The sequence below is a fragment of the Caballeronia sp. LjRoot31 genome, from assembly GCF_964253885.1.
GTDB lineage: Bacteria > Pseudomonadota > Gammaproteobacteria > Burkholderiales > Burkholderiaceae > Caballeronia.
Window position 1 is genome coordinate 179,288 of the sequence record NZ_CAXURX020000002.1, and the last position, 16,337, is coordinate 195,624.

The 16,337-nt window shown below is 60.8% G+C and carries 14 protein-coding genes; 8 read left to right on the plus strand and 6 right to left on the minus strand.

Annotation, left to right across the window (positions count from 1 at the left end; all coding sequences use genetic code 11):
• The 3 genes from ACSQ8V_RS19175 to ACSQ8V_RS19185 all read right to left on the minus strand — a co-directional run bounded on the left by ACSQ8V_RS19175 (position 1) and on the right by ACSQ8V_RS19185 (position 6,553).
• A complete protein-coding gene (locus tag ACSQ8V_RS19175) occupies positions 1 to 3,381 on the minus strand; it encodes a maltotransferase domain-containing protein (protein WP_436206774.1) in 3,381 nt (1,126 codons plus the stop codon).
• Between the two features lie 431 nt (positions 3,382 to 3,812).
• Positions 3,813 to 5,474: a glycogen synthase GlgA gene (gene glgA, locus ACSQ8V_RS19180; protein WP_436206775.1), complete on the minus strand. Its 1,662-nt coding sequence runs from the start codon at positions 5,472 to 5,474 to the stop codon at positions 3,813 to 3,815.
• A 422-nt stretch (positions 5,475 to 5,896) separates the two neighbouring features.
• Complete coding sequence (locus ACSQ8V_RS19185) at positions 5,897 to 6,553, minus strand: DUF1345 domain-containing protein (protein WP_213766624.1); 657 nt, start codon at positions 6,551 to 6,553, stop codon at positions 5,897 to 5,899.
• A 29-nt stretch (positions 6,554 to 6,582) separates the two neighbouring features.
• Between ACSQ8V_RS19185 and ACSQ8V_RS19190 the strand changes: the two genes are divergently transcribed.
• From ACSQ8V_RS19190 to ACSQ8V_RS19215, 6 genes are all read left to right on the plus strand, one after another.
• Complete coding sequence (locus ACSQ8V_RS19190) at positions 6,583 to 6,843, plus strand: hypothetical protein (RefSeq protein WP_436206776.1); 261 nt, start codon at positions 6,583 to 6,585, stop codon at positions 6,841 to 6,843.
• Entirely contained in the window at positions 6,840 to 7,394 is a 555-nt protein-coding gene (locus ACSQ8V_RS19195; RefSeq protein ID WP_436206777.1) for a sugar dehydrogenase complex small subunit, read from the plus strand. The genes ACSQ8V_RS19190 and ACSQ8V_RS19195 overlap by 4 nt, the downstream gene beginning before the upstream one ends.
• A gap of 149 nt (positions 7,395 to 7,543) precedes the next feature.
• Entirely contained in the window at positions 7,544 to 9,145 is a 1,602-nt protein-coding gene (locus ACSQ8V_RS19200) for a GMC family oxidoreductase (protein ID WP_436206778.1), read from the plus strand.
• A gap of 23 nt (positions 9,146 to 9,168) precedes the next feature.
• Positions 9,169 to 10,557, plus strand: a complete 1,389-nt coding sequence (locus ACSQ8V_RS19205) for a c-type cytochrome (RefSeq protein WP_436206779.1) — start codon at positions 9,169 to 9,171, stop codon at positions 10,555 to 10,557.
• Positions 10,558 to 10,712: 155 nt separating this feature from the next.
• A complete protein-coding gene (locus ACSQ8V_RS19210; protein ID WP_213766619.1) occupies positions 10,713 to 11,450 on the plus strand; it encodes a metallophosphoesterase in 738 nt (245 codons plus the stop codon).
• A 1,093-nt stretch (positions 11,451 to 12,543) separates the two neighbouring features.
• Positions 12,544 to 13,857, plus strand: coding sequence for a DNA topoisomerase IB (locus tag ACSQ8V_RS19215; protein ID WP_436206780.1), 1,314 nt, complete (start codon positions 12,544 to 12,546; stop codon positions 13,855 to 13,857).
• A 36-nt stretch (positions 13,858 to 13,893) separates the two neighbouring features.
• Here ACSQ8V_RS19215 and ACSQ8V_RS19220 read toward each other — a convergent pair whose 3' ends face one another.
• The 3 genes from ACSQ8V_RS19220 to ACSQ8V_RS19230 all read right to left on the minus strand — a co-directional run bounded on the left by ACSQ8V_RS19220 (position 13,894) and on the right by ACSQ8V_RS19230 (position 15,479).
• Complete coding sequence (locus ACSQ8V_RS19220; RefSeq protein ID WP_436206781.1) at positions 13,894 to 14,631, minus strand: RES family NAD+ phosphorylase; 738 nt, start codon at positions 14,629 to 14,631, stop codon at positions 13,894 to 13,896.
• Positions 14,628 to 15,050 carry an MbcA/ParS/Xre antitoxin family protein gene (locus ACSQ8V_RS19225; protein ID WP_213768113.1) on the minus strand — a complete coding sequence of 141 codons (423 nt, stop codon included), beginning with the start codon at positions 15,048 to 15,050 and terminating at the stop codon, positions 14,628 to 14,630. Before ACSQ8V_RS19225 ends, ACSQ8V_RS19220 begins: the two co-directional genes overlap by 4 nt.
• A 156-nt stretch (positions 15,051 to 15,206) precedes the next feature.
• Entirely contained in the window at positions 15,207 to 15,479 is a 273-nt protein-coding gene (locus tag ACSQ8V_RS19230; protein WP_213768114.1) for a DUF2866 domain-containing protein, read from the minus strand.
• A 211-nt stretch (positions 15,480 to 15,690) separates the two neighbouring features.
• Between ACSQ8V_RS19230 and ACSQ8V_RS19235 the strand changes: the two genes are divergently transcribed.
• Together ACSQ8V_RS19235 and ACSQ8V_RS19240 are read left to right on the plus strand one after the other, a co-directional pair.
• On the plus strand, positions 15,691 to 15,912 hold the full coding sequence (locus tag ACSQ8V_RS19235) for a hypothetical protein (protein ID WP_213768115.1): 222 nt from the start codon (positions 15,691 to 15,693) through the stop codon (positions 15,910 to 15,912).
• A gap of 19 nt (positions 15,913 to 15,931) precedes the next feature.
• On the plus strand, positions 15,932 to 16,294 hold the full coding sequence (locus tag ACSQ8V_RS19240; RefSeq protein WP_436206782.1) for a hypothetical protein: 363 nt from the start codon (positions 15,932 to 15,934) through the stop codon (positions 16,292 to 16,294).
• Positions 16,295 to 16,337: the final 43 nt, after the last annotated feature.

Genomic DNA, 16,337 nt, shown 5'->3' on the forward strand with positions numbered 1-16,337 from the left:
TCAGAGGGGAGTCGGCGCCCGTGGCAAACCCCATGTCGGCGCGATTCTCCAGATCGCGAACGGCCGCGTGTTCGGGTCGAGGCGGATATGCTGCTTTTTGCCGCGCCATTCGAACCGCTCGCCCGTCATCTGGTCCTCCACGGCCAGTGCGTCCCATTCCTGCACGCCCCAATTATTCAACGTCTGCCACGGCAATTCCACGTCCGCGCCCTGTTCGTTGAACGGATCGAGATTGATTGCGACCAGCACGATGTTGTCGCGCGCGGCATTCGCTTTCTCGAAGAACAGGATGTTGTCGTTGTGAGCGGGAAGGAAGTTGACGCCGAGATGTGAATGCAGCGCCGGATTCGCCTTTCTGATCCGGTTCAGCGCCGTGATTTCCCCGACGATGTTGCCCGGCCGGTTCCAGTCCCAGGCCCGGATCTGATACTTCTCCGAATCGAGATATTCTTCGCTGTTCGGCAGCGCGGCGGCTTCGCAGAGTTCGAAGCCGCTATACACGCCCCATAGCCCCGACAGCGTCGCGGCGAGCGCGGCCCGGATCACAAAACCGGCGCGGCCTGAGCGTTGCAGGAAACGCGGGTTGATATCGGGCGTATTGACGAAGAAGTTCGGCCGGAAATAGTCCTTCGCGTCCGTCTGCGTCAGGTCATGCATGTATTCCAGGAAATCTTGCTTCGACTCGCGCCAAGTGAAGTAGGTGTACGACTGCGAGAAACCGAGCTTGGCGAGCCGGTTCATCACGCGCGGACGCGTGAACGCTTCGGCGAGGAACATGGCGTCTGGGTGACGCGAGCGCACGTCGCCGATCACCCATTCCCAGAACGGCATGGGTTTGGTGTGCGGATTGTCGACGCGGAAAATCTTCACGCCTGCCGCGATCCAGAACAGGAACACGTCGCGCAACGCGAGCCAGAGTTCCGGCTTCGCGTCCTGCGCGTAGAAGTCCGGATTTACGATGTCCTGATACTTTTTCGGCGGATTTTCCGCATAACGCAGCGTGCCGTCGGGGCGCCACGCGAACCACGTGGGATGCTCCTTCAGCCACGGATGATCCGGCGCACACTGCACGGCGAAATCGAGCGCGATCTCCAGACCGTGGGCACGCGCGGCTTCCAGCATCTGCTTGAAGTCGTCCAGGTTGCCGAGTTCCGGATGCACGGCGTCGTGGCCGCCTTCCTTGCCGCCGATAGCGTACGGGCTGCCCACATCGCCGGGTAGGGCCGTCAGTGTATTGTTCTTGCCCTTGCGGTTCGCCACGCCAATGGGGTTGATCGGCGGGAAGTACAGCACGTCGAAGCCCATCTCGCGGATGCGCGGCATCTTGCCGATTACATCGACAAACGTGCCGTGACGGTTCTCGTCGTCGCTCATGGAGCGCGGGAAGATTTCGTACCAGCTTGCAAAGCGCGCGGCGGCGCGTTCGGCGTCTATCCGATACGTCACCGGATCGCGCGACAGGAACGGCCGGTGCCGCGCCGCCTCGATCGCCAGCGCCGTTTCCGGTGCGAGCGCCAACGCGAGGCGGGTGTCTGCATCGGCCTTGGCGAACTGCTTGACGATCCGTTCCAGCGGTTCCGTCTGCACGCCTTCCGCGGTTTTCACTTCGGCCAGGATCAACGCGAACAAATGGCGCGCTTCCTCCAGTTCGAGTTCAACCGTCTGTTCGGCCTTCAGCTTCTTCTGCATGTGATCGATCAGCGAAGCGAAGTCGTCGCGCCACGCGATCACGGTGAATTCATGACGGCCTAAGCGGTCCAGCGGAATGTGCGTCGTCCACAGATCGTTGCCGAGCGGCAGGACCGGCACCATTGGCGCTTCGTGCCAGTCGGTTTCATCGGCGGCGCGCCATTGCACGGCGGCCGCGATCTTGTCGTGGCCTTCCGCGAAAATCGCCGCCGTGATTTCAACCGCTTCACCTACGATCCGCTTCGCCGGAAAGCGCCCGTGATCGACCGACGGCGTCACGCTTTCGATCGCCACCCGCGGCGCCACCAACGCCTCGTTCACCGACTTCTTGTCAGCTGCCTTGGCGCCGCGCTTGACCTGGGGTTGCGCCAGCAGGATGGGCGGCTCGGCCGCGCCGCGCAGCAGTCGCACTTCGCCAGGTTGCAGCAGGAAAGGCTCGAGCGGCAGCGGCGTTTCCGTCGTGTCCTCGTCAATTGCCCGAAACCGCGTGAAGTTGCCCGGTGCGCCGTCCAGCAAATGACGGGTATCGACATAAACCGGCGTGGTGAGGTCCGGGTTCAGCACGATCAGCGCCGCCTCGGCCGCGACCCGCAGGTCCGGGCCGCTGCCGCGCAGAATGGCCGCGTAAGGCGTGCCCGCGCCGGTCAGCGCGCGCAGTTCGCCCGTGCTCGCCAGCGCCGCCGAGTTGCGTTGCAACGCGTTGGCGTGCGCCACTTCCGCCGATACGTTAAAGCGCGCGCCTTCCCTCGCGCGCCGGAATTCTTCCGCGCTGCCGTGGTTGTAGGTGAGCGGCTGCGTGACGCCGTATTCGAATCCCATGGGCACGAGGAGGCCGGTGCCTATGCCCGCCGCCGTGTACAACGCGCGCCGGTAGGCACGTTCTACCAGCGACGAGTCGCCGGTGTCAGGCAGATCGTGGAGCAGGCGCGAGCCGTAGGGCTCTTCTGGAAACGCAATGGGCGGCGCGATGCGAAATAGCGCGGCGTGTTCATCGAAGAGCCAGTTGCTCTGGAAATCCCACCATCGCGACGATGAAAACACCGAGTCGAAACCGGCATCGGCGAGAGCGGCGAGGTCCTGACGGCTGATGCCGACGGTCCATGCCAGCCATTTCGTTTGCGGATGACGTTCGCGAACGGCCGCACCGAGCCTGCGCCACACGTGGGCCGGCACCTTGTGCGGCGCCTCGAAGCGAAAGCCGCCAATGCCGGCATCGGCCAGCAGCATCAGCTCGCGCGCCCACCATTCGGTGAGCGCCTGGGCCGCTTCGCCATCAGCGAAATTCGCATGCGCCGCGCTTTCTTCATGCGGCGCATGACGCGGATCGAGCCGGGCTTCAGCCGCTTCGAACGGATGGAACCAGTGCCGGTTGTCCCGGAACAAGCCGCCTTCAGCGCTCACCTGGTCGAGGGTGATATCGACCAGCAAGGTCAGGCCGTGCTTGCCCGCCTGACTTGCAAGCAGACGCAGGCCCTCGCTCGCGGGTGCGTCGGATTCGAATACAGAATGGAGTTTGTGATGATCGGCCACGGCCTGTCGATGGCCGTTGCTGCCTGGCTGGAACGGCGCGCCGATCAGGACGTGATCGAAGCCCAGCGCGGCGGCATGTTCGAATTGTGCGGACCACTCGCGCAATGGTCCGACGAGAAGCGGATCGATAAAATAGATTCTTGGTGCGTATGCTTGAAGCATGTGATGGTGTTCCATCGGTCGTCTTTTCCAGTTCGTCCTGCTATGGCGTGGATGCGGGAAAACGCGATCGCGCTCAACCAGGCAATAAACCAAACCGCAAGAACGGCTACGGCAGACGAGCCTCAGACAGTCTTCAAAGCACCAATTCCGGGGTAACGAGTGCGGTGCGTATCGACTATCAACCATCGACGTCAGGTCATCAGGCGATACGCCGTTCGGTGCGGCGCCAGGGTCGCTTGAGGGACACAGCACGTAGCGTGCCGCGCCTCTTTCGCGTTTCCTGGGGTATGTCGGAGCCTGAGCGTAGCCAATGGTTCGCGACCAGCATGCGGGTTCAGGTCAGACGACATGCGTTCGCGGCGCACTGCAATCCAGTGCGCTGCGAACGGCCAACCCTGTAACCGTACCATCGAAAAGGGGTGTGTGGAACGTCAGGCGCTGCGTGCGACGAATTGCGCCAATTGTGCCTGTTGCGCTTCACGACGCTCGGCCTCGGCCACCGCCATGACCGGTACTGCCCGAACCCTGCCCGGCACACGGCGCGTGCGCAACGGTGCTTTGGCGGGACGCATATCGGTGAGACTCGCGTATAGCTGGACATACTTCGCTACCGCTTGGTCCCAGCCGTAATCGCGCGCCATCGCGTTGCGTTGAAGCGCGCGCCATTGTTGCGGACGCATGAAGGCGTCGATGGCGCGCGTGGCGGCGGCGATCACGTCCTGCACACGGTCGCCATCGAAGAGGAACCCGGTCGCCGGGCGCGAGGACGTTGCGCCCTCGAAGCCGCCAACGGGAGATGCCTGGAAACCCGTCTGATGCCCCGCAGAGTCGGCTGCTTCGGCCGTATCCACGATCGTATCCGCCAGCCCGCCCACGCGCGATGCCACGGGCAATGTGCCATAACGCATGGCGTAGATTTGCGTGAGGCCGCAAGGCTCGAAGCGGCTGCCATGCAGCAGGATGTCAGCACCGGCATGCAGCACGTGCGCGCGGCGCTCGTCGTAACCTATATAGACACCCACCCGATCCGGCCAGGTCTGCGCCAGCCGCTGGAACGCGGCTTCTATATATGCTTCGCCTTTGCCGAGCACGGCAATCTGCAAACGCGGATAGTGTTCCAGCAGCGCGGGAATGGCTTGCACGGCGACATCGGCCATTTTCTGCGATGTCATCCGGCTGCCGAGCGCGATCACCGGCGCGAAGGGGTCGGTGGGAAGGCCGAACATCTGCTGCAACTCGCGCTTGCAGGCGTGCTTGCCGCGCATATCGTCGAAACAATAATGGCGGGCGATTTGCGGATCGGTCCTCGGGTCCCAGGTATCTACGTCGATACCGTTGATGATCCCCGACAGCTTGCCGGCGCAACTTTGCAGCACGCCTTCCATCAGGTGGCCAAAGCGCGGCGTGAGGATTTCGCGAGCATACGTTTCGCTGACGGTAGCAACGTGGTCGGCATGGACAATGCCGGCTTTCATCAGACTCAATGCACCATAAAATTCGATGCTCGCAGGTTCGGTCAACGCGGGCACGAGCCATTTGGCAGGCACGCCGAGCGCTGCACCAAGCGAGAGCGAATAGTTGCCCTGGAACGCCAGATTGTGGATCGTGAAAACGCTTTTTGCGTGCACGCCGGCTTGCTTCATCAAGAGCGGCGTGAGTCCAGAATGCCAGTCATGCGCGTGCACGATATCCGGCTTCTTGAACCCTCGAACGCCTTCGGCAATCTTCACCGCCGCCGCCGATAACGACGCGAAACGAATCGCGTTGTCTTCGTAGTCGCGTCCTTTCGCGTCTTGATAGAGGCCTTCGCGTGCGTACAAATGATCCATGCGCAGCAGGATCACGGGCACGCCGGTTTCTGGCATGCGGCCGCGATACAGCGCGCCGTCCCCGCCGGGGAGCCCCGTCACCGAAGCCACCTTCTGTAATCCCTCGACCATCTGCAGCGCTTTCGGATAGGCCGGCATGAGTATCGCGGCATCAACTCCGGCTTCACGCAACGCAACGGCGTACGCGCTGACCATGTCACCCAGTCCGCCGGTTTTGGCTAGCGGCACAGCCTCGGAAGCGACAAGCAAGACGTTCAAGGACAAAGCTGACTCCTGGCGTTTGATGGATGAAAAGCGATGGGATGCGCTTGGGGCCAGAAGAATCTGCGGCGCATGCGTCCGGTGCTTTTATCGGAGGGAAGAGAGGGTGCGGGATAGCTAGAGCAAGGCGTGTGCCATGTTCTTAAGAATCTGCTGAAACCGGGGAAAAGAGACGGGCTCTGATAAGCCCTGAGGTCGACGTCAGGCGGACCTGGGAAGCCGTGTAAAAAAGCACGCGCTGCGGGCGGCGTTTTTACACGGAGAGTTCGGGAATCGTTATACGAAAGACGGGGTTGGTGGTGCGCTTATCCATCGAGACGCAAGAATTGTCAGCCCTCCAGATTAATTTATCCGAGCCGGAAATTACGCCCGAAGGCATTCAAGCGTGACGGCAATATTTGCTTCTTGGGTCAGATCAAATCAGCTCAAGGCCCAAGTAAGCTGGCCGCCGTGTTGACACATAATCCGATCACCGCGGCGTTGAAGAAGAACGATAAGACGGATTGCGCGAGCGCCGCTCGCCGGACTTCATTGGAGCAGAGCACGACATCCGAAGTCTGCGACGCGACCGCGATCGTGAATGAGAAATAGAGGAAGTCCCAATAGTCCGGCTTGAGATGGGCATCCGGGAATCTCAGCGATGTCTCGTCGCCCTCTGACTGATAGTAGTGACGTGCGTAGTGGAGTGTGAAGATGGTCGGGATGAGGAACCACGCGCCCAGCATTGTGAATGCAGTCAGCAGATAGTGGAGCACCGCGCCGCGCAAGCCCAGGTTCTTGGCCATGGCGAGCTCGAACACAATGGCGATGAGGCTTGCTATAGCGGCCAGGCTGATGATGAGCAGCACCATGCCTGCATTCTCATCCTCGCGTTCGGCGAGCTTCTGCACTTTGTCTTGACGCGCAAGCGCCATCTGAATCCAGATAAGCACGAGATACAGCCATACAGCACTGTCCCATCCAATGAGGCCGCGCACGATCGGCTTGAAGTCATGTGGAACCAAAAGCGCCACGATCACACCAATCACGAGTGCAATGACTGCCCGCGGGCGATAGCGAAGTACTTGGGGAACGAGATTCATTTTTTATAGCGGTCTGGTTATGGCGGGTTATGGCGGTTATGGCGTTAAGCTGGCACGGAACGGTATCGGGCAAGACACAGCAAGATGCGGTGCTTCACGGTCCTAAAGTGCCGCGATTATTGCCCGTGCGCCTTTCAATTGCCAGCGGCCAAGGGCTGGTTGTTATCCGCTTCATCGTGCATGCCTCGGCCGCCGCAAGGCGTGCCTTAAAAAAACTGCTCGGGGGATATCGACAGGTGCAATCGATCATCGCCTCTCTGAACAACGCGAATTGGGACTTCACACCATGACACAACTCGATCACCCCATGGCGCGCGCACAGTCGGCCACACGCCGGCGTTTTGTTCTCGGCGCGTGTGCGTCAGCAGCCGCGCTCGCGTTCACTTCTGTGGGTTTCGGTTTCCCAACATTCTTTACCCGAGCTTTCGCCGATACCCCGCCTGCAGGTCTCGACGGTTTCCTGCTGCTCTCGCGCAAACTGACTGGCCGCACCACGTTCGATCCCGCGCTGGCGCAGCGCGTGTATGACGCGCTGTCGAAGTCGGACAGCGAGTTTGTGGGCAACGTGAGCGCCCTGAACGTGTGGCTCGCGGCGCATGGCGGCGTGCCGTCGGATACGGTGACGCAAGCGCTCAAGGCGGACACGCCCAAGCTCGCCGGCACGGTTACCGCGATCATGCGGGCGTGGTATCTCGGTCTTGTCGGCGATGCGCCGCGCGTGAGCGTGGTGGCCTACGAGCGCGCGCTGATGTTCGATCCCGTCAACGATGTGCTGACCATTCCGTCGTATTGCCGCGACGTGCCGTTCTACTGGGCGCAGAAGCCGCCTGGCGCGGCGTGAACCCAACGCATCGAACGTATCAAGAACGCATCAAGCCGGCGCGCTGCCTGGCAACATCTGCCTGACAACACAATTGACAGCAGGATTGTTGGCACGCTCGACAGCGCGACCGAAGCAAATAAAAACCACCCCTCACAGGACAACAACAAATGGCAAATTCGAATTCGGCCGATGTAGTGGTCGTCGGATCGGGGGTTGCGGGCGGACTCGTTGCGCATCAACTCGCGACCGCGGGCGCATCCGTGATCCTGCTCGAAGCCGGGCCGCGTATTCCGCGCTGGCAGATCGTCGAGAACTTTCGTAACTCGCCGGCCAAAGCCGACTTCGCTACGCCGTATCCGTCCACGCCTTACGCGCCGCATCCCGAGTATTCGCCTGAGAACAACTATTTGATCCAGAAGGGCGAGTATCCGTACGCGTCGCAATACTTGCGGCTCGTAGGCGGGACGACCTGGCACTGGGCAGCCGCTGCGTGGCGCTTGCTGCCAGCCGATTTCAAGCTGAGGACGCTCTATGGCGTAGGTCGCGACTGGCCGATCCCTTACGAGACCCTTGAACCCTGGTACTTCGCCGCCGAAGTGCAGCTTGGCGTGTCCGGTCCGGGCAATAACGTTGATCTTGGTTCGCCGCGTTCCAAACCGTATCCAATGGATATGCTGCCGCTGTCCTACATGGACCAGCGTTTCTCCGATGTCCTCAACGCGCAGTCTTATCATGTGGTGCCGGAACCGGTCGCGCGCAACAGCCGCCCGTACGATGCCCGTCCAACCTGCTGCGGCAATAACAACTGCATGCCGATTTGCCCGATCGCCGCCATGTATAACGGCATCACGCATGCGGAGAAAGCCGAGCGAGCCGGTGCGAAGCTGATCGCGCAAGCGGTCGTCTACAAGATCGAGAGCGACGACAAAGGCCTGATCACCGCCGTCCATTACAAGGACCCGAACGGCAACAGCACGCGTGTCACCGGCAAGCTCTTCGTGCTCGCGGCTAATGGAATCGAAACGCCGAAACTGATGTTGCAGTCCGTATCCGACAGATTCAAGAACGGCATTGGCAACAGTTCGGATCAGGTCGGCCGCAACCTGATGGATCACCCGGGCACCGGCGTGACCTTCCTTGCCAACGAACCCGTGTGGCCGGGACGCGGGCCGATGGAAATGAGCTCGGTAGTGAACTTCCGTGACGGCGCTTTCCGCTCGGAATACTCGGCGAAGAAGCTGCATTTGTCGAATGGCGTCCCTACCATGTCGGTCACGGCGGACCTGATCGCCCAAGGCGTGACCGGAGCGGAACTGGACCGCCAGATCCGCGACCGCGTCGCGCGCACGATGAACATCAACAGCTTCCACGAGCATCTGGCCGAGCCGCAGAACCGGGTGGTGCCCTCGTCGGATCGCAAGGATTCGCTCGGCATCCCGCAGCCCGAGATCTATTACTCGATCAACGACTACGTGAAGAAAAGCGCGGCGGACACACGCGTCCAATATGCGCGGATTGCGGAGTTGTTCGGCGGCACGGAGATCACCTTCGACGATAAATTCGCTCCGAACAACCACATCATGGGGACGACCGTCATGGGCGCGGACCCGAAGGATTCCGTCGTCGATTCCGAATGCCGCACGCATGATCACGCGAACCTCTTCATTGCCGGCAGCGCGGTGATGCCGACGGCGGCATCGGTGAATTGCACGCTGACGTTGTCCGCGTTGTCGCTGCGTCTCGCCGACAAGCTGAAGAAAGAACTTTGATTGCGCGCCGACGGAGATCCACGATGAAGAACCCCAAACCTCGCGACGCGAAGACCTTCAATAACCTTAGCATTGGCAAGCTTGGCAAGCGCCTGGGCGGCGCGCTCGCCGTTCTTGCGCTTGCCGTCACGGGCGTGAGTTTCCACACGCTGATTCAGTCGGCGCACGCGCAGACTGCCGCGACTGAGCCCACGGTCGTGCAGCGCGACACGCTGGCCGGCGCGGCGCTGATCAAGCGCGGCGAATATCTGGCGCGCGCGGGCGATTGCGTGGCGTGCCATACCGCCGACAAAGGCCGTCCGTTCGCGGGCGGTTTGCCGATCAGCACGCCGTTCGGGACTATCTATACGCCGAATATCACGAGCGATCCGGATACCGGCATTGGCCGCTGGAGCGACGCCGACTTCCTGCGCGCGATGCACGAAGGGATTGGCAAAAGCGGTGAGCGCTTGTACCCGGCTTTCCCTTACGCCGAATATACGAAGGTCACGGGCTCGGACGTTCTCGCGATCCGTGCCTATCTGAATACGCTTGTGCCGATCCACTACACGCCGCCGCGCAATGCGCTGTCGTTTCCGTTCAACCAGCGATGGCTGATGGTGTTCTGGAACATGTTCAATTTCAAGGAAGGGCGTTTCGTGCCCGACCCGCAGCAGAGCGCGGAATGGAATCGGGGCGCTTATCTGGTTGGCGGACTCGCGCATTGCGAGGAATGCCATACGCCTCGCAATGTGATGCAGGGCCTGAAGACGAGCGAGCGCTTCAGCGGCGCCGAGTTGTCCGGCTGGCATGCGTTCAACGTCACGCCTGACAAGACTGCGGGCATTGGCGGATGGACCGACGACGAGCTGACGCAATATCTTGCGACCGGTGTGGCGCATGGCCGGGCGAATGCGGCTGGCCCGATGGCGGATGTGGTGCAAAACAGTACGCAGTACATGACGTCCGAGGATCTGCGTTCGATCGTGGTGTACTTGCGCTCGGTGCCCGCGCAGAGCGGCGGCGACATCCATCCGCGTGATTCCTTTGGCAAGCCGACCAGCGCGGAGGTCACGGCAATGCGCGGAACGGCGATCAGCGGGGTGAATGGCGCGCAATTGTTTATCGCCAACTGTGCGACTTGCCATAGCTGGACGGGCGAGGGTCGGGGCGGCAACGCGCCGGGGGCATATCCATCGCTGATTCATAACGGCGTGGTGGGGGCATCGGCGGCTAACAATCTGACAATGGTCATATTGCACGGCGTGAGTCGTCAGACGAAAGACGCTACCGCTTTCATGCCCGCATTCGCGGATGAACTCAGCGATGAACAGATTGCCGCCATCAGCAATTATGTGACGAAGACGTTTGGCAATCCGCAATCGACGACGTCCGCCGATCGGGTCGCCAAACTCCGTTCGACACCGCAATAAATACGGTGTGATTCAGCTTAGCGCGGCAATTATTGCCGCGCTAAGCCGATCGTGTTGCACATTGATGGCGGTCGTTCCAGAATGTGCAGGGATGCGTTGTTGGAAAGCGAGTTGGCGCGCATAACTGTGCGTTTTGGAAGATTAAGATTACTGCCATGACTGCCTCTACTTACCCTGTCGTTTGCTGGCATCCGGCGAACAAAGTTGGCCGTGACCTTGTGGTTGGCGATTTGCACGGTTGCGTCGATGCCCTGCGTTATTTGCTTAGCGAAATTGCTTTCGATGGTTCGCGTGATCGCCTGTTTTCCGTGGGCGACCTGGTCGATCGCGGGAGCGATTCGCTTGGCGGCATCGACTTGCTCGATAAGCCCTGGTTTTACCCTGTGCTTGGCAATCACGAAGACGCGTTGTGCGCGGTTGCTGCGGGCAAGATGCAGCGCCACATGTGGTATTCGATCGGCGGCGCGTGGGCGGCGAACCTGACGGATGAGCAACTGAAGGGGATTGCGACGAAGTTGGCGAGTGTTCCTTTGGTGCGAATTGTCGGCGATGGTCCGACGCGGTTCAACGTGCTGCATGCGGAATTTTTTGGCAGCGACGCTGATCTGGAAGTGGCGTATTTTCCTGACGATGTGCGCCAGCAGTTGTTGTGGGGGAGGTCGCTTGCGCTGGGGACGGGGAAGGCTGCCTGGCAGCGGGGGTTATCGCCGACTTATTGTGGGCATACGCCGATGAAGGCGATCAAGCAGATCGGGTCGCAGATTTTTATCGACACAGGCGCTTATACCGATGACGGGCGCCTCACTATTGTCGAGGTGGGGACCGATCAGCGCTGGTCGGTCAAGCAGGGTTGGGCGAGTGCGGAAGGGGCTAGGGAGTTGGCATTACCGTAGGGGGGTCGTTCGCACTCGGGTTTGGGTTGGTGGGGTTTGGGGTTAGTTGGTCGGAGTTTATGCCGGGGTGCCTGGTTCCGGGGTTAGCGGTTCTGGGTCTGTGCCGGGGTGGTCGGTTCTGGGGTTAGTGGTCGGGGTCAGTGCCGGGTTGCTGCTTTCGGCGTTAGTGGTCTGCTTGACTCGGATTTTCTCTTTATCACTATTAGCCACTGTGCGTGGCGGCACGTCATTTCTTTGTCCAAAGCGACAAAGAAACGAAGCAAAGAAAGCGCTTTAACCGCTCTACCCTAAGTGTCCACAGCGTGCAGTTTTCATTCATAGGTGCCCCAAAAGCACGGTGCTCGCCAGAGCGGAGGATGTGTGAACCCCTCCTTCTCGCGAATCCTGACACGAACACGCTTCGCCCCGTACGCTCTCGGGCAAGCACGAGGCGCCCAGGAACCCCACGGCCTCACGCGTATTCGCTGCCACGTTTCTTGGAGCGTTGGCCAAGCGTGCGCTGTTTTTTGGTGGACTACACGGCCAAACGCATACTTACGGCTTCATGTTTAGTGGGCTATTGCGCGGCATGCACGATTCTTTTCGCCAGCTACGGCCCGATGCATCCGCGCGGCCCGTTTCTCGATGGGTTAGCGACGTGGTCCGTCGCGTACATATTTGGAGGGAGGTCGTCCGCGGATAGCGCGGGGTGCTCCTTGGGCAGGTTCAATCACTGGTGGCGAAGCGTGTGGGTATCCGTGTTCGGAGAAGGAGGGGTTCACACATCCTCCGCTCTGGCGAGCACCGTGCTTTTGGGGCACCTATGAATCAAAACTGCACGCTGTGGACACTTAGGGTAGAGCGGTTAAAGCGCTTTCTTTGCTTCGTTTCTTTGTCGCTTTGGACAAAGAAATGACGTGCCGCCACGCACAGTGGCTAACAGTGATAAAGAGAAAATCCGACTCTCGCAGACCACTAACACCGAAAGCACCACCCCGGCATTGACCCCAACCGCTAACCCAGAACCCTGGCAACCCGGCATAAACTCCGACCACTAACCGTGAACCCTACCAACCCAAACCCGAGTGCGAACGAAACCCCAGCGAGGCACGCAGTGACATCCCCCGAGCAACCCCACGACCAACAACCGCAGAGCGAGATCAAGGGCTGCCCGGAAGACCTGCCCCCAGGTCTGCGCTACGTCGATGACTCCCGCCCCGGCTACACTCGCACATGGAAAAACGGCGCCTTCGTCTATTTCAACACCCAGGGCAACCCCCTCTCTGACGACGCCGACATCAAACGCATCAACGCCCTCGCTATCCCTCCCGCTTACACCAACGTCTGGATCTGCCCCGACTCGCGCGGCCACCTGCAAGCCACCGGCCGCGATGCCCGCGGCCGCAAGCAATATCGATATCACCCGCATTGGCGCGAAACCCGCGACGCCACCAAGTACGAACGCATGCTGGCGTTCGGCGCCGTATTGCCGAAACTCCGTGCCCGCGTAACCCGGGACCTCGACCTCGAAGGTATGCCCCGCGACAAGGTCCTGGCCACCGTGGTCAAGCTCCTCGACACCACGCTGATCCGCGTAGGCAGCGAAGAATACGCGCGCGAAAACAAGTCCTACGGACTAACCACCCTGCGCAAGAAACACCTGAGCGTCAAATCCGGCACGCTACGCTTCCAGTTCCGCGGCAAAAGCGGAATAGAACACGATGTCTCGGTGAGCGACCCGCGCATCGCCAGGATCATAAAACGCTGCATGGACCTGCCCGGCCACGACCTGTTCCAGTACCTCGACGCGAATGGCGAACGCCACACCGTCAGCTCCTCCGATATCAACGACTACCTCCACGACATCACCGGCGCCGACTTCACCGCGAAGGACTACCGGACATGGGCCGGCAGCGTGTTCGCGCTGGCGGCGTTGCGCAAGCTGGCGTGGGAAACCGTGACCGAAGCGCGCAAGCACGTGGTCGGCACGATCAAGGAAGTATCGAAGATATTGCGCAACACACCGGCCGTATGCCGCAAATGCTATGTCCACCCAGCGGTGATCGAAGCGTTCGAAGCCGGTGAACTCGCCGATGAACTGCCACCCTCCCGCCGATCCGGCCTGAAAACCGACGAAACCTTGCTCGCCATTTTTCTGGAGAAGGACGCAAAGCGCCGAGCCCGGGAAGCGGCGCGCGGTCGCAAGAATCCCGCAAATGGCGCTGATCCGCAGCTCGCCGGACTGCTCGACAAGTCCAGTCAAAAAGCGAAAGCGGCTGCGCTAAAGAACTCGTCGAAGGACGTCAGCACGGAGGCGCTGGCGAAGGTGTCGAAGACCGCCACACCGAAAAATGCATCGGCAGCCGCGCGCCCCGCGAGCAAGAATATCGCGCGCGTACGGTCATCGACGGCGGTGGCTATCAGATAAATCAACTAATTGAGTTGCCCAGCTAAATTGCCCGGCCTAACCGACCTTGCTCATTTCGAAGACGTTGGTCACGGCCTCGCCATTCCATTCGTATTCCAGATAAGCAGCATGATGGCAATCGCGCAGCAACGTAGTGCGAAAAGCGGCGAGGCATTCGCCGCCGTGATCCCGCACCGACGGATACGCGATCCCCGGCGCCCCCGCTTCCCGCACAGCCCGTCCCAACGCCTGCCCCGCGACGTAACTGGATGGCGAAAGAATCGCGGGATCGAGCGCAGCTTGTTCCAGCCGGCCTTTGCACAGATCGATGACATCGCCTTGCGCCAGCACGGTGTAGAGCCGCATCTGCTGACGCAACGGCGCTTGTTTCGTATCCGCGAGAAACAGCGCGGAGTGGTAACGCGTTTCCTCAATGGCCGAGCGCCGGTCGCGCGCGCAATAAAACACGCCGTAGCTGCCATCGGAGAATCGGCTGCCGTTCGGGTTCAGATGGGTGAAGGCGGCCATGATCGGACCGTAACCGGCGCCGAACTGACGCTCGGCGAGCGGCACCAGATCCAGGTCGCCCACTTCCGTGCGCAAGCGGTCATTGGTCATGGCCTCGAGCGCGTAAAGGGCATCGAAATCCTGAGGCGACGCAACGCGATCGAACAGGTTCACGGCAGGGAAACGCGTAGGAATCACGCGATAAGCCGGCGACCAATTGAGGTCAGCGTGCGGCCAGTCAGCGTGCCAGTCGTTTTCAGCTTGCGGCAGATTGGATAGATCGCTCACGCCCAACCGCCTCGCATCGCATCGAGATATTGGCGAACCGCCACGAGATCGCTCACGTTGCCCGCGAGCATGCGGTCAAGCGCGCGTCGTCCGCCAAACGGCGGCGCGGTATTCGCGCGCTTGATCCAGCCATCCGCGGCTTCGGCTTGTGGCAACAGGATCTGCAACGCCTTGTAAATGCCGAGAATCAGCGAAAGCCGCTCGAGCGTGTCGCGCCCAAGACGCGCCGTTTGCGGCGTGGCTTTCCACTTGAAGAACGTAGACCGCCCCGGAGAACCGAGCAAAACGATCTGCTCATCGGCTGACAGGGCCCAGTCGCGCGCGATATTGAAAAATGCACGCAAACCTGCCGCGGACATGTCCGCGATCGACGGCTGTGGCGTAGCAATTGGACCCGGAACGCGTTGAGCGCGTGGCATATGGATAAGTCTCGTTAAGAACTTGATTCGTATATTAGTCTATTTGTGGACTAATTCAAGTTTTAACTGCGACCGGGAGCCGCGCCCCAAGTGTATGTCTGTTCGCAGCGGGGCCAAAAAGCGCCGCTGCTGGTGTTTAGCGTGGTATGGGAAGCGTTATTCCTGGACGTTCCCATCTGAATCCGTCGGACCGTAGCGCCGCCCCGACACGTGCGCGCGCAATACTTCTGCGATCTCTGATGTAGTGAACTCTGCCGGCACGACGCTGAACTGGCTGCAGGGATCACTCTTACGCGCCCATTCGACCATTCGATACGCCTTGCCCCACGGTCTTTCCACGGCCTCGGAAAGCCGGCATTCGTGCAGCGGCAGGGCGTGGTCGGTTTTCATCGTGGACTTGATGTTCTGAAACGATGCGCTGGCGGCCATGACGTGTCCTCGCGGTGAAAGCCCTGATTTAAAAGCCGCCGCCGGTGGCGGCGATAAAAGCTGGCGTTTGTAATGTGCCTTCCGACAATTAAGTGCAACTTAAAACCAGACGGGTTTACGTGCACACTGCTCATCGCCGCGCGAATGCTTTTCCGTCGCCCGGCATTACTGTATATTCATACAGGTGAATGCTTTTGCATGGACACGAAACATGAACAGTCATTCCTCTGCTGAAGCCGCTGCGCTCGCCCGTTACGTGCAGGCTACCCGCGCGGTATCGGCCGCTTTTGACGCTACGCGCAGCGAACCGGAACTGGACGCGGACGGCCGCACGGTCGCGCTGGCACTGCAACGGCTGGACAGCGCGTTGCTTGAACTCGACACTTCGCAGCGCTCCCTGGACGCTATACTTTTGCGCGCTGGTGGGCACTGAACACTCTGGAGCACTTGCTGTGAGACCTGTTTTATCCACACTCTCTTCGAACGTCGTGCTTGCGGTCCTGGCCGGATTCATGGGTCTGGGCTCGCTCGCCGCCGCTGCGGCGCAGCGGTACGTCGAAGTCTGGAATCCGCCCGAAGCGCAAATGCATAAATCGAAGGCCAAACCGCGCTGCGTGCAGTCGGCGCAGGTAAAGAAAAAGCGCAAGAGCGGCCCAGCCGTCAAGCAGGTCGCCGATAAAACCAGCATCGCACCACCGGCGCTCGCGCCTGCCCCGGCGAATCCGGGACACGCGAAAATGGCGCCCAAAGGGACGGACTCAACGCCGCGCCTGCCGCCGCTGATCGGACCGGACGGACGCGTATTGCGCGTGTGATCCTGAGTTCGGGGCGTTGATCCAGTGCGCGGTGTACACCGTT